The organism is Planococcus sp. FY231025 (assembly GCF_052078085.1).
In the GTDB taxonomy this organism is placed as follows: domain Bacteria; phylum Bacillota; class Bacilli; order Bacillales_A; family Planococcaceae; genus Planococcus.
Map to the genome: position 1 here is coordinate 117,670 of NZ_JBQJJG010000001.1, position 23,553 is coordinate 141,222.

Annotated in this window: 26 protein-coding genes; all 26 read left to right on the plus strand. The window is 49.4% G+C overall.

Translation table 11 applies throughout. The features are described from left to right. The first annotated feature begins 340 nt into the window (after positions 1 to 340). The 26 genes from prfA (at position 341) to ACTL32_RS00675 (ending at position 23,420) form a co-directional block, all read left to right on the plus strand. Positions 341 to 1,414, plus strand: a complete 1,074-nt coding sequence (prfA, locus tag ACTL32_RS00550) for a peptide chain release factor 1 (RefSeq protein ID WP_441339646.1) — start codon at positions 341 to 343, stop codon at positions 1,412 to 1,414. Then, positions 1,407 to 2,264, plus strand: a complete 858-nt coding sequence (gene prmC, locus ACTL32_RS00555; RefSeq protein WP_441339647.1) for a peptide chain release factor N(5)-glutamine methyltransferase — start codon at positions 1,407 to 1,409, stop codon at positions 2,262 to 2,264. The genes prfA and prmC overlap by 8 nt, the downstream gene beginning before the upstream one ends. A gap of 90 nt (positions 2,265 to 2,354) precedes the next feature. Beyond that, a complete protein-coding gene (locus tag ACTL32_RS00560) occupies positions 2,355 to 3,347 on the plus strand; it encodes an L-threonylcarbamoyladenylate synthase (RefSeq protein ID WP_441339648.1) in 993 nt (330 codons plus the stop codon). A gap of 24 nt (positions 3,348 to 3,371) precedes the next feature. Beyond that, on the plus strand, positions 3,372 to 3,803 hold the full coding sequence (locus tag ACTL32_RS00565; RefSeq protein WP_441339649.1) for a low molecular weight protein arginine phosphatase: 432 nt from the start codon (positions 3,372 to 3,374) through the stop codon (positions 3,801 to 3,803). 557 nt (positions 3,804 to 4,360) lie between these two features. Then, entirely contained in the window at positions 4,361 to 4,798 is a 438-nt protein-coding gene (gene rpiB, locus ACTL32_RS00570; protein ID WP_441339650.1) for a ribose 5-phosphate isomerase B, read from the plus strand. Positions 4,799 to 4,815: 17 nt separating this feature from the next. Then, positions 4,816 to 5,400 (plus strand): TIGR01440 family protein, encoded by a 585-nt coding sequence (locus tag ACTL32_RS00575; RefSeq protein WP_441339651.1) that lies wholly within the window; start codon positions 4,816 to 4,818, stop codon positions 5,398 to 5,400. Then, a complete protein-coding gene (gene glyA / locus ACTL32_RS00580; RefSeq protein WP_441339652.1) occupies positions 5,387 to 6,622 on the plus strand; it encodes a serine hydroxymethyltransferase in 1,236 nt (411 codons plus the stop codon). Before ACTL32_RS00575 ends, glyA begins: the two co-directional genes overlap by 14 nt. Positions 6,623 to 6,703: 81 nt before the next feature. Then, a complete protein-coding gene (locus tag ACTL32_RS00585; RefSeq protein ID WP_441339653.1) occupies positions 6,704 to 8,878 on the plus strand; it encodes an EAL domain-containing protein in 2,175 nt (724 codons plus the stop codon). 197 nt (positions 8,879 to 9,075) lie between these two features. Next, a complete protein-coding gene (upp, locus tag ACTL32_RS00590) occupies positions 9,076 to 9,705 on the plus strand; it encodes a uracil phosphoribosyltransferase (RefSeq protein WP_204891066.1) in 630 nt (209 codons plus the stop codon). 88 nt (positions 9,706 to 9,793) lie between these two features. After that, positions 9,794 to 10,909, plus strand: a complete 1,116-nt coding sequence (gene wecB, locus ACTL32_RS00595) for a non-hydrolyzing UDP-N-acetylglucosamine 2-epimerase (RefSeq protein WP_441339654.1) — start codon at positions 9,794 to 9,796, stop codon at positions 10,907 to 10,909. A 236-nt stretch (positions 10,910 to 11,145) separates the two neighbouring features. Next, the gene (locus tag ACTL32_RS00600; protein WP_204891064.1) at positions 11,146 to 11,367 is read left to right on the plus strand and encodes an AtpZ/AtpI family protein; all 222 of its coding nucleotides are present in this window, start codon (positions 11,146 to 11,148) and stop codon (positions 11,365 to 11,367) included. Positions 11,368 to 11,371: 4 nt separating this feature from the next. Then, positions 11,372 to 11,743: an ATP synthase subunit I gene (locus ACTL32_RS00605; protein ID WP_204891063.1), complete on the plus strand. Its 372-nt coding sequence runs from the start codon at positions 11,372 to 11,374 to the stop codon at positions 11,741 to 11,743. Between the two features lie 27 nt (positions 11,744 to 11,770). Further along, positions 11,771 to 12,481 carry a F0F1 ATP synthase subunit A gene (gene atpB / locus ACTL32_RS00610; protein WP_441339656.1) on the plus strand — a complete coding sequence of 237 codons (711 nt, stop codon included), beginning with the start codon at positions 11,771 to 11,773 and terminating at the stop codon, positions 12,479 to 12,481. A gap of 60 nt (positions 12,482 to 12,541) precedes the next feature. Continuing rightward, positions 12,542 to 12,766: a F0F1 ATP synthase subunit C gene (gene atpE, locus ACTL32_RS00615; RefSeq protein ID WP_006829234.1), complete on the plus strand. Its 225-nt coding sequence runs from the start codon at positions 12,542 to 12,544 to the stop codon at positions 12,764 to 12,766. 165 nt (positions 12,767 to 12,931) lie between these two features. Then, a complete protein-coding gene (atpF, locus tag ACTL32_RS00620; RefSeq protein WP_441339657.1) occupies positions 12,932 to 13,453 on the plus strand; it encodes a F0F1 ATP synthase subunit B in 522 nt (173 codons plus the stop codon). Continuing rightward, positions 13,450 to 13,980 (plus strand): F0F1 ATP synthase subunit delta, encoded by a 531-nt coding sequence (locus ACTL32_RS00625; protein WP_441339658.1) that lies wholly within the window; start codon positions 13,450 to 13,452, stop codon positions 13,978 to 13,980. The genes atpF and ACTL32_RS00625 overlap by 4 nt, the downstream gene beginning before the upstream one ends. Before the next feature lie 28 nt (positions 13,981 to 14,008). Beyond that, positions 14,009 to 15,520, plus strand: coding sequence for a F0F1 ATP synthase subunit alpha (atpA, locus tag ACTL32_RS00630; protein WP_441339659.1), 1,512 nt, complete (start codon positions 14,009 to 14,011; stop codon positions 15,518 to 15,520). A gap of 45 nt (positions 15,521 to 15,565) precedes the next feature. Continuing rightward, positions 15,566 to 16,420, plus strand: a complete 855-nt coding sequence (gene atpG, locus ACTL32_RS00635) for an ATP synthase F1 subunit gamma (RefSeq protein WP_441339660.1) — start codon at positions 15,566 to 15,568, stop codon at positions 16,418 to 16,420. Positions 16,421 to 16,680: 260 nt separating this feature from the next. Then, positions 16,681 to 18,096, plus strand: coding sequence for a F0F1 ATP synthase subunit beta (atpD, locus tag ACTL32_RS00640; RefSeq protein ID WP_204891057.1), 1,416 nt, complete (start codon positions 16,681 to 16,683; stop codon positions 18,094 to 18,096). 24 nt (positions 18,097 to 18,120) lie between these two features. Then, entirely contained in the window at positions 18,121 to 18,525 is a 405-nt protein-coding gene (locus ACTL32_RS00645; RefSeq protein WP_204891056.1) for a F0F1 ATP synthase subunit epsilon, read from the plus strand. 116 nt (positions 18,526 to 18,641) lie between these two features. Further along, on the plus strand, positions 18,642 to 18,875 hold the full coding sequence (locus ACTL32_RS00650; RefSeq protein WP_441339661.1) for a DUF1146 family protein: 234 nt from the start codon (positions 18,642 to 18,644) through the stop codon (positions 18,873 to 18,875). A 502-nt stretch (positions 18,876 to 19,377) separates the two neighbouring features. Continuing rightward, positions 19,378 to 20,676 (plus strand): UDP-N-acetylglucosamine 1-carboxyvinyltransferase, encoded by a 1,299-nt coding sequence (gene murA, locus ACTL32_RS00655; RefSeq protein WP_441339662.1) that lies wholly within the window; start codon positions 19,378 to 19,380, stop codon positions 20,674 to 20,676. A gap of 268 nt (positions 20,677 to 20,944) precedes the next feature. Further along, the gene (locus ACTL32_RS00660; RefSeq protein WP_441339663.1) at positions 20,945 to 21,940 is read left to right on the plus strand and encodes a rod shape-determining protein; all 996 of its coding nucleotides are present in this window, start codon (positions 20,945 to 20,947) and stop codon (positions 21,938 to 21,940) included. A 174-nt stretch (positions 21,941 to 22,114) separates the two neighbouring features. Continuing rightward, the gene (locus tag ACTL32_RS00665) at positions 22,115 to 22,399 is read left to right on the plus strand and encodes a DNA-directed RNA polymerase subunit beta (RefSeq protein WP_441339664.1); all 285 of its coding nucleotides are present in this window, start codon (positions 22,115 to 22,117) and stop codon (positions 22,397 to 22,399) included. A gap of 97 nt (positions 22,400 to 22,496) precedes the next feature. Beyond that, positions 22,497 to 22,934, plus strand: a complete 438-nt coding sequence (gene fabZ / locus ACTL32_RS00670) for a 3-hydroxyacyl-ACP dehydratase FabZ (RefSeq protein WP_204891051.1) — start codon at positions 22,497 to 22,499, stop codon at positions 22,932 to 22,934. A 105-nt stretch (positions 22,935 to 23,039) separates the two neighbouring features. Next, a complete protein-coding gene (locus tag ACTL32_RS00675) occupies positions 23,040 to 23,420 on the plus strand; it encodes a hypothetical protein (RefSeq protein WP_441339665.1) in 381 nt (126 codons plus the stop codon). The last annotated feature ends 133 nt before the right edge of the window (positions 23,421 to 23,553 follow it).

Below are 23,553 nucleotides of genomic sequence, written 5' to 3' on the forward strand. Positions count from 1 at the left end.
GCTTCGGCGCTTAGGGCATGGCTTACACAATAAGCCGGGAAAACCGCCAGTCTTATTGCTTCGCCCAGCCCTTGGGCGCGCCGTCGCTGGTGTGCTCTCTTATTTATAATGAGTTTTAAGGTGGTATTGCATCTTTCAAAGATATGGAGCAAAACAGCGCAGACGCCTGCGGGAAAGCGAGGCGCTCGAGACCCCGCGGCAAGCTGAGCTGTTTTGCGGAATATCGCCATATATAGATTATTTATTCATTTTACTAAAGAAGGAAAAAACGCAAGCGTCCGCTTGGAGCAGTTTCTTCTATATAATATAAAAAGTAAATAGAAACAGAGGTGATACGGAAATGTTTGATCGATTACAAGCAGTAGAAGATCGATATGACCGTTTGAATGAGCTGCTGAGCGATCCGGCGATCGTCAGCGATACAAACAAACTGCGGGAATATTCAAAAGAGCAGTCCGATATGCAGGAAACGGTGGAAGCATACCGTGAATACAAGGACCTGAAAGAGCAATTGAGCGAAGCGAAGGCGATGTTCGATGACAAATTGGATCCGGATATGCGCGAGATGGTCAAAGAGGAAGTAAGCGACCTTGAAGCACAATTGGAAACGATTGAAGCACGGCTCCATATTTTATTGATCCCGAAAGACCCGAATGATGACAAGAACGTCATCATGGAGATCCGTGGCGCTGCAGGCGGGGACGAAGCTGCGCTGTTTGCCGGCGACCTTTACCGCATGTACAGCCGCTACGCGGAATCGAATGGCTGGAAAGTGACCGTTATGGATTCGAATCCGACTGGGCTTGGCGGCTTTAAAGAGATCGTCTTCATGATTGCCGGGAAAGGCGCGTATTCGAAGCTGAAATACGAAAACGGCGCACACCGCGTCCAGCGGGTTCCCGAAACCGAATCCGGCGGCCGGATCCATACATCCACCGCGACAGTTGCGTGTTTGCCGGAAGTGGAAGAAGTGGAAGTGGAAATCCACGACAACGATATCCGCGTCGATACGTATGCGTCCTCAGGCGCTGGCGGACAGTCCGTCAACACGACGATGTCCGCAGTCCGCCTGACGCACATTCCGACAAACACGGTCGTAACGTGCCAGGATGAAAAATCACAGATCAAGAACAAAGCGAGCGCCATGAAAGTCTTGCGCGCCCGCGTCTATGATAAATTCCAGCAGGAAGCACAAGCCGAATATGACGCAGTGCGCAAATCTGCTGTCGGGACGGGCGACCGTTCAGAACGGATCCGCACTTATAATTTCCCGCAGAACCGCGTGACCGACCACCGCATCGGATTGACGATCCAGAAGCTGGACCAGATCATGCAAGGCAAAATGGATGAAATTGTCGAAGCGCTGGTTGTCGAAGAGCAATCGGCCAAGATGGAAGCGTTGAACAATGACTGAAGTGAAACGAGTATTTGAGGCCCTTAACCGGGCTTCTTCTTTTTTAAAAGACCATGGCCGCGAGGAAAATGCGGCGAGGATCCTATTGCAGCATCAATTGGGCCTGTCGCAGGCGGCACTCCTGGCATCGCTTCGGGATGATATGGCACCGGAGGCATTCGAGGCATTCTGGCGGAACATCGAAGGGCATGCAGCGGGCGTTCCGGTCCAGCATCTGACCGGCGTAGAGGAATTCTACGGCCGCACCTTCGCGGTGAATCGCGACGTCCTCATTCCCCGGCCGGAAACGGAAGAGCTGGTAGAAGAAACGCTGCAATTGGCAGCGCAGCACTTCCCGGATCAAAAACCGTCAATCGCCGATATCGGGACGGGAAGCGGCATCATCGCGATTACGATGAAATGCGAAATGCTCGGTGCTGCTGTGACAGCTACCGATATATCAGCTAGGGCGCTTGAAACCGCCAAGGCCAATGCGGCGCGCCTCGGAGCAGACATCGCGTTTGAACTCGGGGATTTGGCGGAGCCGCTCCAGGGCCGGAAATGGGATATCGTCCTGTCGAATCCGCCATATATCGCCCATCGCGAAGCGGACAGCCTGTCCGACACGGTTCGGGATTTTGAACCGCATAATGCGCTTTTTGCGGAAAACGACGGGCTTGCACTTTACGAAAAGATGGCACAGCAATTGCCTAGACTCTTGAATAAACCCGGCATCATCGGGTTTGAGATCGGGCATGAGCAGGGAAAAGCAGTGGAAGCTCTCTTGAAAGAGGTTTTTCCCCAAGCGCACGTTTACGTTAAAAAAGATATCAACAGAAACGACCGCATGGTTTTTTGCATAAATGCATAAGTTGCTAACATATTGCGCACAATCACCGGATAGTTATCCACCGAATGTGGGTAACTATTCGGAAAACCTGGTAAAATAGGAGTTGTTCACATGGAAACGCAAACCATTCTTGTGGATAGGAATGTGAATAAAGAAGAAACATATACACAGGCTGTGGAAATCCTGAAAAACGGCGGCGTTGTCGCTTTTCCGACTGAAACCGTCTATGGCCTCGGCGCTGACGCGACCAACGGGGAAGCGGTCAGCAGAATCTTTGAAGCGAAAGGACGCCCTGCCGACAATCCGTTGATTGTCCATGTCGATTCGAAAGAAAGTGCGCTCCATTACGTGCAGAACGTATCGGATAAAGCGCTGCATATCATGGATACTTTCTGGCCTGGAGCTTTGACGCTGATCCTTCAGGCGTCGCCGGGCACATTTGCGGGAAATGTCACTGCAGATCTGGACACCGTCGGAATCCGTGTACCTGACCACCCGGTTGCCTTGAACCTGCTGAAACGCGTAGGGATTCCGATTGCTGCTCCAAGCGCCAACATCAGCGGGAAGCCGAGCCCGACACTGGCGGAACATGTCTACCATGACATGGATGGCATCATTCCGCTCATTCTGGACGGCGGCGCAACGGAAATCGGCCTTGAGTCGACTGTGCTGGATATGACTTCCGAGCCGCCGGTGATCCTGCGTCCGGGCAAAATCTCCAAACATCAGCTCGAAGCGGAAATCGGCACCGTCCACCTATCGACTGAAATCAAGAACAACGCACCAAAAGCGCCGGGCATGAAGTATATCCATTATGCACCGGAAGCGCCTGTCTATTTAATAGAAGATAAACCGGCCTTGATACAAAAAGCCATTGAACATGTTCAAAGGAGCGGCAAAAAGGTAGCTGTACTTAGCGCGGAAAGCTACCCGCAGGCTGATTTTCATTTTGAGCTGTCAGGGGAAGCCTTGTATGACAGCTTGCGGAAATGTGATTTAATGAAAGCGGATCTTGTATTGGCGGTAGTTCCATTGAATCCGGAAAAAGGCGATGCCTTGATGAACCGCCTGGAAAAAGCGGCTGACCACAAATGGTTCAGCTGACCCTAAAGGAAAGGTGAGGAAACTATGAGGATTTTCTTTGTCTGCACAGGAAACACATGCCGCAGCCCGATGGCTGAAGCGCTGTTTTCTGCCAAAGGGCTGCCGGGGGTTGAAGTGCGTTCTGCCGGCATTTTTGCCGGAGAGGCACCGCTTTCCCGTAACGCCCAGACTGTATTAGAAAATGATGGAATCGACTTTTCGCATTCAGCGAAGCAATTGACCCGCCAGGACCTGGAATGGTCGACGCTCGTACTGACTATGACAGCCTCCCATAAAGAGTATCTCATCCAGAACTATCCCGAAGCGTCCGATAAAATCTACACACTGATCGAGTTCACCCATGGCATCCCGGCCGATGTCAGTGATCCTTACGGCGGCCCGTTATCCACATACCAACAGACCTACAGCGAATTGAAAACGCTGATTGATAAACTTGTGGATAAAATAGCGGAATGAATCCGGCAAACAATTTCGTTATACGGTGAAGTAGGGGTTTGTAATAACCGATATTCCGCAAAACAGCTGCGCTTGCCTGCGGGCGAGCGCCAAGCCTCCTCAGCCGCGTTGCGGCTTGCGGGGTCTCGGCTGTCTCGCTTTCCCGCGGGCGTCTCCGCTGTTTTGCTTCATATCTCTGAAAGTACTGCTAACTGGGTGAAGTGTTCAGGATTCAATGAATTAGACCAGCGCCGGCGCGCCTACGGGCTAGGCGAAGCAATGAGACGGATGTCCTTCCCGGCTCATGGCGAGAGCCATGCCCAAAGCGCCGAAGCGGCATATATCTATTTTCTTCATTACTTCACAGTATCCCGATACTGCAGTTCCCCTTTTACAAATCGGGGCAGCTGCAGTTTTTCATTTTTGGGGACTCTTTCCCCCCTCCTCTATCCCAGCTCTCCGGTTTAGGGGGAGTGATTGCCATGCATGTATTTTTGCGCTAATGATGATAGAATAGTATGAAAGTGGGCTGTGAAAACCTGCAGTCCGCCAACCAGCAAAAAGAAAAGAGGGTTTACATGAAAATAGCAATCTCATCCGACCACGGCGGAAATGTTCTCCGCAAAGATGTAATGAACCTGCTTGATGAAATCGGCGTCGACTACAAGGATTTCGGCCCTCAAACGGACGATTCCGTCGATTACCCGGATTATGCAAAACCGGTCGCTCAAGCGGTAGCTGCAGGCGAATATGACCGCGGCATCCTGATTTGCGGAACGGGCATCGGCATGTCGATCGCAGCCAATAAAATCAAAGGCGTACGCGCTGCATTGGTGCATGACGTCTTCAGTGCAAAAGCCACGCGCGGGCACAATGATTCCAATGTCCTGGTGATGGGCGAACGGGTCATCGGATCCGGATTGGCGCGCGAAATCGTGAAAACTTGGCTTTCCGAAGAATTCGAAGGCGGACGCCATGAAAACCGCATCCAGAAAATTACGAACCTCGAAAACTGATTGAAGGGGTGGAAGATATGCAAGCTTTATGGGAATTGCAACTGGAAGAAGTGTTGAGTGAATTAGAACAGCAGATCCAATTCAAAAAAGGCCAGGTGTTTGTGGTCGGCTGCTCCACTTCCGAAGTGGCAGGCGAACGCATCGGCACGGGCGGGGGACTGGACATTGCAGGGGATTTGTATCCTGCGCTTGAGAAGTTTGCTGCGCGCCACCGTATTTTTCTCGCATTCCAAGGCTGTGAGCATATCAACCGCGCTTTGACAGTCGAGCGCCAGGCAGCTGAGAAATATGGCTGGGAGCCGGTCACCGTCATTCCCGTGCCGAAAGCCGGAGGGTCGATGAGTGCCTACGCATTCACCGCGATGACCGATCCGGTCGTGGTAGAGGAGATCCAGGCGCACGCCGGAATCGACATCGGGCAGACAATGATCGGCATGCATTTAAAAAGAGTAGCCGTTCCACTGCGTACTTCTGTTAAACTAGTAGGAGAAGCGATTGTGTCAGCAGCTACGACCCGGCCGAAATTGATCGGAGGCGTGCGCGCAAGGTATGATCGTGAGCTTGTTCAACTACAGGAGGGATTCACAGATGGAATTGATTAAGACGCAGGACCCGGCAGTTTATGAAGCAATGCAAGCGGAAAAAGAACGTCAGGAATCGAATATCGAACTTATCGCATCTGAAAACTTTGTATCACAAGCAGTGATGGATGCCCAAGGCTCTGTTCTCACGAACAAATACGCTGAAGGCTACCCAGGCAAGCGCTATTACGGCGGCTGCGAATTTGTAGATATTGTAGAAAACATCGCTCGTGATCGCCTGAAAGAAATTTTCGGCGCAGAACACGCAAACGTCCAGCCGCATTCCGGATCACAGGCCAATATGGCGGTCTACACAGCTGTCCTGGAAAAAGGCGACACGATCCTGGGCATGAACTTGAACCACGGCGGACACTTGACGCACGGCAGCAAGGTCAATTTCAGCGGAATGCAGTATAATTTTGTGGAATACGGCGTGGATCCGGAAACACAATTGATCGATTATGATGTCGTGCGCCGCGTAGCGCTTGAACATAAACCGAAAATGATCGTAGCAGGCGCGAGTGCTTATTCGCGCGTACTGGATTTCGCGAAATTCCGTGAAATTGCGGACGAAATCGGTGCTTACTTGATGGTGGATATGGCGCATATCGCCGGACTCGTTGCAACTGGAGCCCATCCGAACCCGGTGCCGCATGCCCATTTCGTGACATCGACAACCCATAAAACACTTCGCGGCCCGCGCGGCGGCTTGATCCTTTGCAAAGAGGAGTTCGCGAAAAAGATCGACAAAACCATTTTCCCTGGAATCCAAGGCGGCCCGTTGATGCACGTCATCGCTGCCAAAGCAGTTGCTTTCGGCGAAGCGCAGCAGCCGGAATTCAAGGAGTATATCGACCAAGTAGTGAAAAACGCCAAAGCATTGGCGGAAGGCCTGATGGCTGAAGGCGTTGATATCGTTTCTGGCGGAACCGACAACCATTTGCTGCTGCTCGACCTGCGCTCGTTGAACCTGACAGGCAAAGTTGCAGAGCATGTGCTTGATGAAGTCGGCATTACGACCAACAAAAACACCATCCCGTTCGATCCGGAAAGCCCGTTTGTGACATCCGGAATCCGTCTTGGGACACCGGCTGTAACGTCGCGCGGTTTTAAAGAAACGGAAATGCAGGAAGTGGCTTCCATCATTGCGTCGCTTCTGAAAGCTCCGGAAGACGAAAACGTGAAAAAAGAAGCTGCAGAACGCACAGCGAAGCTGACAGCAAGTTTTCCGCTCTACAAATAAGGGAATACAGCTGCCATAAGTGTTTTACAGGCAGCTGTTTTTTTGACCATACATACTGAAACAAGCATGGGGGACCCGCTAATGTCGATTAAAGAGATGAATGAGGAAAGACGTATAGTTATTGACTGGCTTCGGCGGATTGGAGTCGAGTTCCAGACGGGATTTATCATCACCAATCCCGAAGCGGAAGATAATCCGATTGTCTATGCCAATCAGACATTTTTAGAGATGTGCGGGTACTCGGAAAACGAAGTGATCGGGAAGAACGGCCGTTTTTTGCATGGCAAGAAGACGGACCCGCGGACAAGCAAGGAAATCCGGACATGCATCGACAACGGACAGGCCTGTACGCGTGAAATCATCAATTACCGTAAAGACGGCGTGCCGTTCTGGAACGAAATCACCATCCAGCCGATTGATATTGAAGAAACGGAAGGCCGTTTCACATTGATGCTGCTGCGGGACGTTACGGACCGCAAACGGGCGGAGGCGCTCATCAAGCTCCAGCAAGAGACATATTATGAAATTGAAAAAGGCTATATGCTCAGCTACCTGATCCAAAAAGCGTGTTCGACCGTCGAATCATTCTTCCATGACGACGCTAAATGCACAGTCCTGCTCGTCGGGGACGACGGACGGTTCCGGGCAGCGGCCGGCACCTCGATGCCGAACCGTTTCCATGAAGCAATCAGCGAAATTTATGCAGAAGAAAATACCGGTACATGCGGAGCCGCGTTCCACCGCAAGGAAACAGTAGTCGTAGAAGACATGAAGACCGACCCGCTCTGGAAAGACCACCAGAACCTGGTCGATATGTTCGGGCTCGTCTCGAGCTGGTCGGTTCCGATTCTCGATGCGGACGGGGACGCAATCGGCACCTTCGGCATCTATTTCCCGTTCCGGGCTTCACTGGCTCAGGATGACCGCGAGTTTATTGAAGGGATCGCCCCGATCGTTTCGCTCATCATCAAGTACTTCCGCCAGCAGGAGGATATTCTGGAATTGGCGTATGTCGACAAGGAGACCAGCCTTCCGAACCGGAATTATTTCATGAATGAAATCGGCGATATGGTCAATGAACAGAAAGAAGGCTTCATCGCCTTTATTTCAACGGATGAATATGTCAAAATGGTCGATCAATACGGGCACCGTGCAGGAGATGCGGTGGTGAAGGAAGTCGGCAAACGGTTCCTTTTAGCCAAGTTGCCTACCGACAACCTTATTGCCCGTTTTTCAGACTCGACTATTGCTATATTTTGCCAGACTCCACTCACCAAAGTCCCTGACTGTCTGGAAGTGCTTTGTCATTGTACTGTGGAGCCAGCCAGCATACAGGATATGGAGTTGTTCCTGACGCTGAAAATGGGCGTGGCGATTATCACGCCGAAACAGAACGACCCGGATGAGCTGATCCGCCACGCGGACAGTGCGTTATCGAAAGCCAAACTGAAAGCTGGCGAATCGATCTGCTACTACGAAAATGAGCACGACGAGTTCATGATGCGCGACTTGCGCATTGCCAATGAATTGACGGCTGCGATACGCCGGGAGGAAATCAATGTCCACCTGCAGCCGAAAGTCGATTTGAACAGCGGGGCTATCGTCAGCTTTGAAGCCTTGGCCCGCTGGTTTTCCACGGAGCTTGGGAATATTTCGCCGGATGTTTTCATTCCGGCAGCCGAGAAGAACGGCAAGATCCGCATGCTGGAGCAGCACGTCCTGAAGCGCGTGCTCAGCTGGCTGAAAAAACGCCGCGAACACGGGTTGGAACTGCGCCAGGTCGCAGTCAATATCTCAACCGACCATTTCTTCCACCATTCGTTCATCCCTTACCTGGTGGACACGGCGGCTGAGTATGGCATCGAGCCGGAATGGCTGCGCCTTGAAATCACCGAGCGCATCGGCTTTGTCGACATTGAAACGGCCTATAAAGTCTTCAAGCAATTGCAGAATTACGGCTTCACCAGTTCAATAGATGACTTCGGCACGGGGTACTCGTCACTGAGCTACCTCCAGAAACTCCCGGTGCACGAGATCAAGATCGACCGCTCGTTCATCTCCCGGATGCACGAGCCGGCAACGCTGGCGATAGTGCGGACGATTGTCCAGCTTGCGGGCAATCTCGACATGACAGCAGTCGCGGAAGGCATCGAAACCGAGGAGCAGCGGCGCATGCTGATCGACACCGGCTGCCGCTACGGCCAGGGCTATTACTTCTACCGGCCGATGTCGCTCGAGGAAGCGAATCTTCTATAAGCAATGCGAAGCAATCGGGCAGGGGAAGTACCAAGATAGAGAGTTGGAAAGCGAAGGGGTACCGGAATCGAACCGGTGCCCCTTTTTTATTTCCTTTTGAAAATAACTGAAAAGTCTCAATGCATGCTGGCTCTCCTTTGCTCCGGGAAATTCTGTTATACTGTTTAAGATCATGTTTGAAAAGGAGAGATGTGCAAGTGGGCAAGGTATATGTATTTGATCACCCGTTAATCCAGCATAAATTGACGTACATCCGCGACAAATCAACCGGAACAAAAGAGTTCCGTGAACTCGTGGACGAGATCGCCACTTTGATGGCGTTCGAAATCACGCGCGATTTGCCGCTTGAAGAAATTGAAGTGGAAACTCCGGTGCAAATGGCGAAGTCGAATGTGCTGGCAGGGAAGAAGTTGGGCGTTGTTCCGATTCTTCGCGCAGGCATCGGCATGGTCGATGGCATCTTGAAATTGATACCGGCAGCGAAAGTGGGGCACATCGGCCTTTACCGCGATCCGGAAACATTGCAGCCAGTGGAATATTATTTGAAATTGCCGTCCGACGTACAGGAGCGGGAATTCATCGTCGTCGATCCAATGCTTGCGACAGGCGGTTCGGCAGTCGAAGCCGTCAACTCGCTGAAAAAACGCGGAGCGACTAAAATCCGCTTCATGTGCATCATCGCAGCTCCGGAAGGCGTTGAAGCCTTGCAGGCGGCGCATCCGGACGTCGACATTTACATTGCGGCTCTTGATGAGAAACTGAACGACCATGGCTACATCGTTCCGGGACTTGGGGATGCAGGAGACCGGTTGTTCGGAACGAAGTAAGGGACCCAGCGGAAAGGGAAGGGTTCTCCAAGCCTTTGGGGAATCCTCCGGGCCGCTCCTTAACAAATCAAAGCGAGGGATATGCTCAATGAAAAAGTTGAAGGTAATGACGATTTTCGGAACGCGGCCGGAAGCGATCAAGATGGCTCCGCTCGTACTGGAACTGCAAAAGCATCCGGAAACGATCGAACCGCTTGTCGCGGTCACGGCACAGCATCGTGAAATGCTGGATCAGGTGCTGGAGACTTTCCAGATCACACCGGATTTCGATTTGAACATTATGAAAGAGCGCCAGACGCTGAGCGACGTTACTGTCCGCGGGCTGGAAGGCCTGGATGGAATCATGAAAGAAGCGAAGCCGGATATCGTGCTGGTCCATGGCGACACGACGACCACATTCGTTGCAAGCCTGGCGGCATTCTATAACCAGATTGCAGTGGGACACGTAGAAGCAGGGCTCCGTACATTCAATAAATACTCGCCGTATCCGGAAGAGATGAACCGCCAGCTGACAGGCGTCATTTCGGATATCCATTTTGCGCCGACTGAAAAGTCCGCACAGAACTTGCGCGCGGAAAACAAGAAAGAGGAAACGATTTACGTAACCGGCAACACGGCCATCGACGCATTGAAGACGACCGTGCGCGATGACTACACGCATCCGATGCTCGAGAAGATCGGCAGCGACCGGATGATCCTCCTGACTGCCCACCGCCGTGAGAACCTTGGCGAACCGATGCGCAATATGTTCCGTGCCATCAAACGCCTGACGGAAGAGCATGACGATATCCAAGTTGTGTACCCGGTCCACTTGAATCCGGCAGTGCGCGAAGTGGCGAACGAAATCTTCGGCGACAACCGCCAGGTCCATTTGATCGAACCGCTTGAAGTGCTGGACTTCCATAACTTCGCAGCGCGCTCGTTCTTCATCTTGACGGATTCAGGCGGCGTACAGGAAGAAGCGCCGTCGCTCGGCAAACCGGTCCTTGTGCTGCGCGACACGACCGAACGCCCGGAAGGCATCGATGCCGGAACGCTGAAGCTTGCCGGCACGAACGAGGAAGACATCTACCGCCTCGCGAAGGAATTGCTGACGGACAAGGCGGCTTACGAAAGCATGTCGCATGCTTCGAACCCTTACGGGGACGGCAAAGCATCAATGCGGATCGTCAAAGCGCTGCACGAATATTTCGGGAATAAATAAGCGGAAAACCGGCTGTTTTGACATTTAAATTTAAATTTGTCAACAATATGTCGGGCCGAAATCGCTTGTGATGTTTTTCACTACTAGCAATTGACATGATTTTACCCCTATTGTATGCTTACAAAGGGTATGCATGAGAAGGTTTTCATACATAAAAGATGTTGTTCTGAAAGCCTGATGCGACTGCTCTTTTTAGGGGTAAAATGTCAAATCAAACGAAACTCGAGGGGTTTATCATGCGCCCATCAAAAAGTCCCTTACAAGCGATGGCTCTTTACAGTGCCATCCTCTCACAACTTGTCGGGTCCGTGCTCATCGGTCTGTTCACAGGTATGTGGCTCGATGAACAATTCGGAACCGCCCCGCTTTTCTTGATCATCCTCCTGTTCCTGGGATTAGCTCTCGGAATATGGGCGATGCTTCAGACCGTCCGAAAATTCGAATCAGGAGACCAGTAAAAAAATGGATGGACTTAGGGAAATTTATGAACGCTTAAAAAAGATGATCTTTTTCATCCTGGCGGCATTTGTCATCGGTTGGGGATTCACCCCGTACCAGGCAGTTTTCGCAGGCCTCATAATTGGAACTTTGTTCGGAATCTATAATATGTGGATTTTGGTTCGCCGGATGGAGAAATTCGACCGGGCGGTGGCAGAAGGCTCGAAAGTTCGTTCGCTTGGAACGGCATTACGGTTTGCATCAGGTGTTGCCGCTGTTGCGATAGCAATTCTTTTCGCAGAGCATATTCACTTGGTCAGTACGGTAATTGGGTTAATGGTCCCTTATGTTCTGTTGTTGGCAGAACGGATTGTTTATCACGTGAAACACCATTAAGAAAGTGGAAAGAGAGGTGAAACTATCGTGGATCATGGCGCTCCAATGTATGAAGTGTTCGGGATCTGGTTTAACTTGTCGAACGTAATGATGCTAATTGTAGCCGCTCTTATCGTTTTCCTAATTGCTTTTATCGCTACACGGAATCTGAAGCTCAAGCCGACAGGCATGCAGAACTTCATGGAATGGATCATGGATTTCGTCAAGGGCATCATTAAAAGCAATATGGACTGGAGAACAGGCGGCCGATTCCACGTACTAGGAATTACGCTTATTATGTTCATCTTCGTATCGAATATGCTCGGGCTTCCGTTCTCGATCATCATCAATGGTGATCTTTGGTGGAAATCCCCAACAGCAGATCCGATTGTGACAATGACACTGGCGGCAATGATCATCGTCTTAAGCCATTACTACGGCATCAAGATGAAAGGCGTGAAAGGCTATGGGGCGGATTATTTCAAACCGATGTCATTCCTATTCCCGCTGAAGATCATTGAAGAATTCGCAAATACGCTGACACTCGGTCTGCGTCTTTACGGGAACATTTACGCCGGTGAGATCTTATTGGCTTTATTGGCCGGACTCGGTGGAGCAAGTGTAGTCGGTTTTGCCGCAGCATTCCTTCCGATGATGGTATGGCAAGGATTCTCGATCTTTATCGGGGCAATCCAAGCATTCATTTTCGTTATGTTGACGATGGTTTATATATCGCATAAAGTTAGCGACGACCATTGAGTATAAAACGCTCGAATTGAGCACACAAAAAAACAACTATCCTGAGGAGGACACATCACAATGACAGGTTCATTAGGTTTATTAGCAGCAGCAATCGCAGTAGGTTTAGCAGCACTAGGCGCAGGTATCGGTAACGGTCTTATCGTTTCAAAAACAGTAGAAGGTATCGCTCGCCAGCCAGAAGCACGCGGCGTTCTTCAAACAACAATGTTCATCGGGGTAGCTTTGGTTGAAGCACTACCGATCATCGCCGTAGTTATCGCGTTCATCGTAATGAACCAGTAGTAGCCGGCTTTATACAAAGAGCAGAATGGCGGGAGTGCTTCGGCATGTTTTTCGCCATTTATGTTTGTATAACCCATTTGATTTCCGAAAAAAACATTCTTACAAATCATAGATCTTACTATAGAACAATTTGAATTTTAGGCTCTTGAAGGGAGTGAAACAATCGTGTTTTTTGATCACCTTGTACTCGGTGCAGCTGGAGAATTTTTAAACGGTGGAGATATCCTTGCAACGCTTACCGTCTTTCTAGTATTGCTATTCTTGCTAAGAAAGTTCGCTTGGGGCCCTTTGATGGGCATCATGCAGCAGCGTGAAGATTTGATCGCAAGCGAAATCGAAACGGCTGAAAACAGCCGCCAAGAATCCGCGAAATTGCTTGAAGAACAGCGCAGCATGCTTAAAGAAGCGCGCGTTCAAGCGCAGGAAATCGTAGAGAATGCCAAAAAGCAAGGCGAAGTTTCGCGTCAGGACATTATCGCGACTGCGCGTGCTGAAGCTGGCCGCATGAAAGACTCTGCAGTGCAGGAAATTGCCAACGAAAGAGACCAGGCGCTAGCAGCAGTCCGCGAAGAAGTTGTCGCGTTGTCTATGCTTGCAGCATCTAAAGTTCTCAACAAAGAAATTTCTGAAGAAGACAACCGCCAATTGATTAACGAAACGATTGCGAAGGCAGGCGAGGTGCAATGAGTCAAGCTGCAGAACGCTATGCTTTAGCATTGTTCGAAATTGCGGGGAAACACGATGCTTCGGTTGAAGTGGAGCAGGACCTGCGCGAAGTGCAGAAAGCATTCGAACAGAACCCTGAATTGCTTGAACTTTTAAGTTCCCCGAAACTGGAAGCGAACGAAAAGAAAAACATCATTTCCAACCTTTTCGGCCAAGGAAATGTTTATGTATTGAATACATTGCAGATCTTGTCTGAGCGGAAACGCCTGGACGAGGTTTCTGGAATCGTCGATGAGTATGTCCGTCTGGACAATGCTGCCAAAGGAATCGAAGATGCAATCGTCTATTCTGTAAGTCCTTTGACTGAAGAAGAACGCGCGAACATCTCATCGGTCTTTGCGAAAAAAATCGGCAAACAAGCTTTGCGAATTGAAAACGTCATTGATCCGTCCCTTATCGGCGGATTGCGTCTTCAAATCGGAAACCGCATCTTCGATAGCTCGATCAGCTCGAAACTTGAGCGCCTCCAGCGTCAATTGATCGGTTAATCTAAGAAATTATGAGAGGGTGACATACATGAGCATCAAAGCTGAAGAAATCAGTGTACTGATTAAGCAGCAGATTGAAAACTATCAATCTGAAATGAAAGTTGACGATATTGGTACAGTCATCACAGTCGGTGACGGTATCGCTCGTGTTCATGGCCTCGACAACGTCATGGCTGGAGAACTTATCGAGTTCTCAACTGGTGTACTTGGTATGGCGCAGAACTTGGAAGCCAACAACGTTGGTATCATCATCCTTGGGCCATTCGCAGACATCAAAGAAGGCGATGAAGTACGTCGTACTGGCCGCATCATGGAAGTTCCAGTTGGACCGGAACTTATCGGACGCGTAGTAAATCCACTAGGGATGCCTGTTGACGGCTTAGGCCCGATCAACACGACAAAATCCCGTCCAATCGAAAGCCCTGCACAAGGCGTTATGGCCCGTAAATCGGTTCATGAACCGCTTCAAACAGGCATCAAGGCGATTGATGCACTAGTGCCGATCGGCCGCGGACAGCGCGAATTGATCATCGGTGACCGCCAGACTGGTAAAACATCTGTAGCGATCGATACGATCTTGAACCAAGCTGACCAGGACATGATCTGTATCTATGTGGCAATCGGCCAAAAAGAATCGACAGTCCGTAACGTAGTTGAAACGCTCCGCAAAAACGGCGCACTTGATTACACAATCGTTGTAACGGCATCGGCTTCACAGCCGGCTCCACTATTGTTCCTTGCTCCTTATGCAGGAATTTCAATGGCGGAAGAGTTCATGTTCAACGGCAAACACGTCTTGATCGTTTATGATGATCTGACAAAACAAGCATCTGCTTACCGCGAACTTTCACTCTTGCTTCGCCGTCCTCCAGGCCGTGAAGCTTATCCAGGGGATGTCTTCTACTTGCACTCGCGCCTTCTTGAGCGTGCAGCAAAATTGAACGAATCTTTGGGTGCCGGTTCGATTACCGCTCTTCCATTCGTTGAAACGCAAGCGGGCGATATTTCCGCTTACATTCCGACAAACGTAATCTCGATCACTGACGGACAGATCTTCCTTCAGTCGGATCTATTCTTCTCAGGTGTACGCCCAGCGATCAACGCCGGTCTTTCTGTATCACGTGTAGGTGGTTCAGCACAGATCAAAGCGATGAAAAAAGTTGCGGGTACCTTGCGTCTTGACCTTGCAGCTTACCGTGAACTTGAGTCATTCTCTCAGTTCGGTTCAGACCTAGATGCAGCAACTGCAGCCAAACTTGAGCGCGGGAAGCGTACGGTTGAAGTAATGAAGCAGGATCTGAACAATCCGATCAAAGTTGAAAAACAAGTAGTCATCTTCTATGCATTGACTCGCGGCTTCCTGGACGATATCCCTGTCCAAGACATCCAGCGCTTCGAAGCGGAATTGACTAGCTGGCTGGATTCCAACCACACTGAAGTTTTGGACACGATCCGCACGACTCAAGGTTTGCCTTCTGATGAAGCATTTGGCGCAGCAATCAACGATTTCAAACGCACATTCGCACGTTCAGAACAGTAATAGAGTCCGGATTAGAAGAAAAAATAATAAGGTGGTGAAATACCAGTGGCATCTTTACGCGATATAAAGAACCGAATTACGTCAACCAAGAAAACAAGCCAGATCACCAAGGCCATGCAAATGGTTTCTGCTTCGAAATTGAACCGTGCGGAGCTGAATGCGAAAGCGTTCGTTCCTTACATGGACAAAATCCAGGACGTCGTGGCATCGATTGCAGCCGGATCGAACGAGACGCACGCAATGATGACAACGCGCCCTGTGCAGAAAACAGCTTACCTAGTCATCACATCGGATCGCGGCTTAGTCGGCGGATACAACAGCAACATTCTTCGGACTGTTATGGCCCGGATCCGTTCGCGCCATACATCCAATGACGAGTTTGTTATCCTCAGCGTTGGCCGTAAAGGCCGGGATTTCTTCGCTAAGCAAGGCATGACGATCCTCGAGAGCGCAATCGCGCTTCCGGATCACCCAACCTTCGCTGACATCAAAGAAATTACGCGCAAAGCTGTTGGTATGTTCTCAGACGGTACGTATGACGAAGTTTATATGTACTACAATCACTTTGTCTCTGCCATCCAGCAAGAAGTCACTGAAAAGAAAGTCCTGCCTCTTACGGATATCCAAGCGACTGGAGCGACTGCATCTTACGAGTTCGATCCGTCTGCTGAAGCTATTTTAGAAGTGCTTCTTCCGCAATACGCAGAAAGCTTGATTTTCGGGGCTGTTCTTGACGGCAAGGCAAGTGAGCACGCTGCGTCCATGACCGCAATGAAGAGCGCGACCGATAACGCGACTGATTTGATCAATGGTTTGACACTTTCATATAACCGTGCGCGCCAAGCGGCAATCACTCAGGAAATCACTGAGATCGTCGGCGGAGCCGCGGCTCTCGAATAGAATTAAGAGATATCTGTTTGTCGATATGGAGCAAAGCAGCGGAGACGCCTGCGGGAAAGCGAGACAGCCGAGACCCTGGAGTCGCGAAGCGACGAAGCGGCTCGGCGCTCGCCCGCGGCAAGCGAAGCTGCTTTGCGGAATATCGACGACTGAACATAATTCATTCATTTAAAATAAAAGAAAAATAAAGCGCTTGGGCCGAATCGTAAAGAAGAGCTCAAGCGCCATGTTTTGAAAAAAGTAAGACAGGAGGGAACAGCATGAACACAGGACACGTTCTTCAAGTTATGGGTCCGGTTGTAGACGTGAAGTTTGCCGATGGCCATCTTCCAGCAATCTACAACGCCCTGACTGTATTAATCAACCGTCCAAATCAGCCTCAAGTAAAATTGACGCTTGAAGTAGCTCTACACCTTGGTGATGATACTGTTCGCACAATTGCGATGGAATCCACTGACGGCTTGCAGCGCGGTTCAGTAGTAACCGATTTGGGCAGCGCTATCACTGTTCCAGTTGGAGATGTAACACTAGGCCGCGTATTCAACGTACTTGGCGAAGTAATCGACTTAGGGGAAGAAATTCCTGCAACAGAAATGCGGAACCCGATCCACCGTTCTGCACCTACATTCGAACATCTTTCAACTGAAGTTGAAATCCTTGAAACTGGTATTAAAGTTGTTGACTTGCTTGCCCCTTACATCAAAGGCGGTAAAATCGGCCTCTTCGGTGGTGCCGGTGTAGGTAAAACAGTTCTAATCCAGGAATTGATCAATAACATCGCTCAAGAGCACGGCGGTCTTTCTGTATTCGCTGGTGTTGGTGAACGTACACGCGAAGGAAATGACTTGTTCCACGAGATGAGCGATTCTGGCGTTATCAAGAAAACATCAATGGTCTTCGGCCAGATGAACGAGCCGCCTGGCGCACGTATGCGTGTTGCTTTGACCGGTTTGACAATGGCAGAATATTTCCGTGACGAACAAGGCGCGGACGTACTTCTCTTCATTGATAACATTTTCCGTTTCACACAAGCAGGATCTGAAGTATCAGCCCTTCTAGGCCGTATGCCTTCAGCGGTTGGTTACCAGCCGACACTTGCTACGGAGATGGGCCAATTGCAAGAACGGATCACGACAACTAGCAAAGGTTCTGTAACTTCGATCCAAGCGATCTATGTTCCTGCCGATGACTATACGGATCCGGCTCCAGCTACAACTTTCGCTCACTTGGATGCAACAACGAACCTTGAGCGTAAACTTTCTGAAATGGGTATCTACCCAGCGGTGGATCCATTGGCATCAACTTCACGCGCATTGTCGCCTGAAATCGTTGGTGCTGAACACTATGCAGTTTCCCGTGAAGTCCAGGAAACGCTTCAGCGTTACCGTGAACTTCAAGATATCATTGCAATCCTTGGTATGGATGAGTTGAGCGACGACGACAAGCTTACGGTTAACCGTGCTCGCCGCGTGCAAAACTTCCTATCACAGAACTTCCACGTAGCTGAACAGTTCACAGGCCAAAAAGGCTCGTATGTTCCAGTACAGGAAACGATCAAAGGATTCAGAGAAATTCTTGACGGCAAATACGATCACTTGCCAGAGGACGCTTTCCGTTTGGTTGGCCGCATCGAAGAAGTTATCGAAAAAGCCAAAGGCATGGGCGTAGAAGTCTAAAACCAGGGACCAGGAGGGAAAAAAATGCAGACCATTAAAGTCAATATTGTCACTCCCGACGGCCCAGTATACGATTCAGAAGTTTCTATGGTAATAGCAGTTACGGCAACAGGCGAAATGGGTATTTTGCCTGGCCATATCCCGACAGTTGCACCTCTTGGAATCGGCGCAGTCCGGTTGAAGAAAGACAACTCGACGGAATTGGCAGCGGTGAGCGGCGGATTCTTGGAAGTTCGTCCTGATAAAGTAACGATTCTTGCCCAATCTGCAGAGCTTGCGACAGACATCGATCTGGCGCGTGCACAAGAATCTGCGAAGCGGGCAGAAGCGCTGCTTCAGGCACACAAAGATGAAGTCGACTTTAAACGCGCAGAATTAGCGTTAAAACGTGCGATGAATCGTATCAACGTTTATGAGGGTAACATTTAAAGAAAAGCTAAAGCGCCTTTAAATCCGGCCGCTGAAGCTGTACAATAAAATGAAAAGCGGGCAGAAGGGCATTTGACTTTTGCCCGCTTTTTATTATCCAGCAGGGAGGGAATCATATGGAGACGATGATCGGCACCCAAGCCGCCATTTCCATCCTAAGCCACATCTTTTTCACAGGGCTCGCTTTTTACGCGCTTCGGGCAATTATGTTCGAAAAGTGGATCCACAAGCATCATGTTTTGCAGGCACAGATTCTATACATTTTTCTCAGCATTGCCCTCGGAACCGCTGTATCGACGTTCTTTTTGAATATCTCTACTTGGTCTCGGCAATTGCCATATCTGTTCTAAGTTTGCTTTTGCGCCATTCGGACAGAAGTTCCGGTGGCGCAAAAGCAAACTTTTTTTATGGCCGGTAGCGTATTTCTAGCAGGAAAGGCAAGATTTTCGCTGCTGATTTCCAGTTTTGTAGGCAAAACGTGGATTTTCGGTTAGGAAAAAGAACACGGATTCGTATTCGCGGTATCGCATAAACTAAGGCCAAAGACATTTGCCATTTCCTATTTCCCGGGAAATAATGTCCGGATTCAGGTTTAAATCGGCAGATTCAGGGAAAATTAAGTCTGTAATCATAATGTAATATGAATTTGTCAAATACGGACTTAAAATGTGAAGAACTTACGAAAGTTATAAGCAAAGAATATTCTTTTTATCGAAAATGATTGCAAAGTTACTTGTAGTGTTAGTAAAAAACAGGTATTATAGTAAAGGTTTTGTTTCTAATTTATGACATTGGACTTTTAAGGTACTTGCGTACATATAGATTATTATTTTATACATGGAGGGCATATCAGTGGATCAGATTATTGTAAAAGGCGGCCAAAAATTAAAAGGGAAAGTGCGGGTGGAAGGGGCTAAGAACGCGGTGTTGCCGGTTCTTGCCGGATCGCTTCTCGCTTCGAACGGGAAAAGCATCATCAAAGAAGTGCCGAACTTGGCAGATGTGTACACCATTCAAGAAGTGCTTAGAAGCTTGAATGCTTCAGTCGAATACTTCCCGGAAAAAAATGAAATGGTGATTGATTCATCCATGGAATTATCAAGTGAAGCGCAGTTTGAATATGTTCGCAAAATGCGTGCTTCGATTTTGGTAATGGGGCCGTTGCTTGCACGTAATGGATTCGCTCGAGTTGCACTTCCAGGCGGCTGCGCCATCGGGTCCCGCCCGATCGAATTGCATCTTAAAGGGTTCGAAGCGATGGGTGCCCAAATTACTTTCGGAAATGGCTTTGTCGAAGCGAATGTCAATGGACGTTTGCGCGGCGCGAAAATCTATCTCGATTTCCCGAGTGTCGGGGCGACTGAGAATATCATGACAGCAGCAGCGCTTGCCGAAGGTTTAACGACTATCGAAAATGCTGCGAAAGAACCTGAAATCGTTGATTTGGCTAATTACATCAACGAAATGGGCGGGAAAGTCGTTGGCGCTGGAACGGATACGATCCGTATTGAAGGTGTATCCGAATTGAACGGTGCGGTGCATTACATCATTCCCGACCGTGTGGAAGCAGGTACATTCATGGTAGCTGCAGCCATCACTGAAGGCGATGTCATCATCGAAAATGCTGTTCCGGAACATATGACAGCTTTAATTTCTAAATTGGGTGAGATGGGTGTAGATGTGAAGGAAGAGGAGGAAGGGCTTAGAATCCGTTCTAACCGTCCGCTTCGTTCAATCGATATCAAGACAATGCCGCACCCAGGCTTCCCGACAGACATGCAATCGCAAATGACGGCATTGATGCTGACAGCTCAAGGCAACGGCATCTTGACGGAAACCGTATTTGAAAACCGCTTTATGCACGTTGAGGAATTCCGCCGCATGAACGCTTCAGTGAAGATTGAAGGCCGTTCCGTAATTATGGAAGGCCCGTCGAAGCTTCAAGGAGCTGAAGTGGCTGCTACAGATTTGAGAGCTGCTGCTGCATTGATCCTTGCCGGATTGGCTGCAGAAGGCATCACGCGCGTCAATGAACTTTATCATTTGGACAGAGGTTATGTGAATTTCCATCAGAAGCTTGCGGCATTGGGTGCAGACATCGAACGCGTCTCTACTACCAATACGGAAGTGAAAGAAGAGCAATTGGTATAATTCGATCTTATCCTTACCGCCCTTCGGCATCTGCTGAAGGGCTTTAATTATGCCTATAGAATTGTGGGAATAAAAGGAAAGAAAACGTGCCGATAAATTTTTACACTTTATACTTTTTCAGTGAAAAATGTTAATTGAAGGTCAAAACAGGGCTATATTCCTGATAATTCTTTTTCTTTTCTATCTCTTCTATGATAAAATATTCAGTTAGGAGAGCTTTTTCTGCTCTACGAACGGACACGCTATTTTGGAAGGGGAAACGGAATAAATGTTTTCAAAAGATATAGGAATTGACCTCGGGACAGCCAATGTCCTGATTCATGTTAAAGGCAAAGGGATTGTCTTGAACGAGCCCTCTGTAGTCGCGATGGACCGCAAGACGAACGAAGTGCTCGCTGTAGGGGAAGCGGCACGCAGAATGATCGGCCGTACACCGGAGCATATTATCGCCGTCCGCCCGTTGAAAGACGGTGTCATTGCAGACTTCGATGTGACCGAAATGATGCTAAAGTACTTCTTGAACCGTTTGAAAGTAAAAGGCTTTATGACTAAACCGCGCATCCTAATTTGCTGTCCGACAAACGTCACCAGCGTCGAACAGAAAGCGATACGGGAAGCTGCAGAAAAATCCGGCGGCAAGAAAGTATTCCTTGAAGAAGAACCAAAAGTGGCGGCGATCGGAGCCGGCATGGACATCTATCAGCCAAGCGGGAACATGGTCGTCGATATCGGCGGCGGGACCACTGATGTGGCAGTTCTCTCGATGGGCGACATTGTCACGAGCGAATCGATCAAAGTCGCTGGAGACGTTTTTGACAACGATATCCTTCAATACATCAAGCGCCAATACAAATTGCTGATCGGCGAACGGACTTCTGAAAACATCAAGCTGCAGATCGGATCTGTCGGAAAATCGAGCCGCAACGAAGAAATGGAAGTGCGCGGACGCGATATGGTGACAGGTCTGCCGCGCGTCATCACGGTTCATTCTTCAGAAATCGAGCAAGCCTTGAAAGAGTCGATCGGCATGATCGTCCTCGCTGCAAAAAATGTGCTGGAGAAAACACCTCCGGAACTGTCTGCTGACATTATTGACCGCGGCGTTATTTTAACCGGCGGCGGTGCCTTGATCCATGGCATGGACCAGTTGCTGGCAGACGAATTGAAAGTACCGGTGACGGTTTCAGACACGCCGATGAATTGCGTGGCACTCGGTACCGGCATCATCCTCGACAACATGAATAGAATGTCGCGGCGCAGATAAAACGGCTCGTATGCCGGGTTCTGCTTAGTTTATGACGAATGGCATATGGCATTGATGAGATTTTTTAGTATAATGACAACTAATGCAGATGCATATGGACAACAGGCAACTCCGCATTTCGAGGCAACCCGGAATGCGCGGTTGGATGCATCGATGGAAAGGTTGACTAATTGAATGGCTGAAACAAACAATAAAGCGATTCTTCGAAAAGACGCTAGAAAAACGACATCCACTGACGCCGCCCCAAAAACGAAGGCTGCACCGAAAACGACTGGCTGGGTGCAGATCCGCCTGTTTCCGATATGGCTCCGCATCATCATTGTATTGGCGTTGATCGTCATTGCAGCAGCGCTTGGAGCGATGATCGGCTATGGTGTAGTCGGTGATGGAAAAGCAGCCGACGCGCTGAAATGGGAGACATGGCAGCATATTATAGATATCATGAGCGGGAAGAAATAATTTCCGCTCCTCTTTAATTTGCGGAGGAATTGCACGCATTCGAATAAAAAATGAAATTATCTTAACCAAAAATCATTTGACCAAAGGGGTTGTAACGATGCTGACAGTTGAGCAGATTCAGGCAATCTTGCCGCACCGCTATCCATTTTTGATGGTGGACCGTATCCTGGAAATCGAACCGGGGAAAAAAGCCGTCGGGCTGAAAAACGTAACAGCGAACGAAGAATTCTTTAACGGCCATTTCCCGGGATATCCTGTAATGCCGGGTGTGCTGATTGTAGAAGCCTTGGCGCAGGTCGGGGCGGCTGCAGTGCTGCAGATGGATGCCAATAAAGGCCGTCTAGCCTTCTTCACAGGAATCGACAATTGCCGTTTCAAACGCCAGGTGGTGCCAGGCGACCAGCTGAAGCTGGAAGTGGAATTGACGAAACTTCGCGGATCGATGGGCAAAGGGCATGGCATTGCGACCGTTGACGGCGAATTGGTCTGTGAATGTGATATTCTATTTGCACTAGGGCCTATTGTCTCAAAGTGACGGCAGGCGTTTGTATTTAAATGCACGTTCCTGTACAATAATCTTGAAACAGCTAGATTGGCAGCTGCACGGTTGCCGCTTCTTGTGGAATGTAGGAGGGTTATCATGTACAAAGTATTGCCGCCAGGTGTAAAAAGCAGCATAACGCGCTCTATCTCCAAAGTGTATGAAAGCTATATGGCCGACATCGAGTGGGACGAGGACCGTTATGATTTAAGTGACTTTATAAAAGAATGGAAAGACTATATCGAAACGAATGCTGCATGGTATGAAAAAGTGCCGGTGGAAGTGAAGGAAAGCCCGCTATTCCATGAGGAAGTCGCATCGAAGATGAATCAGACCATCGAAAAAATCCTCAGCGAACCGCCGACGGAAGACCAGATCAGCCGGATCGAAGCCAAGCAGGAGGCAATGAAGACAAACTTCGATTACGCTTGCCGCGCCGAAGCCGCATTCGTCGAAACCAAGCTGGCACGTTTGAACTGAATATTTAATACATAGAACCAGCCGGGAGCATGTGCTCCCGGCTGGTTTTTTGGCTTCCGGATGTGTCCGTCCGGCTTAATTGGCGATAAATGCTCATTGAACCCCGCTGAGTGATCATAGAATGCCGGAAAGC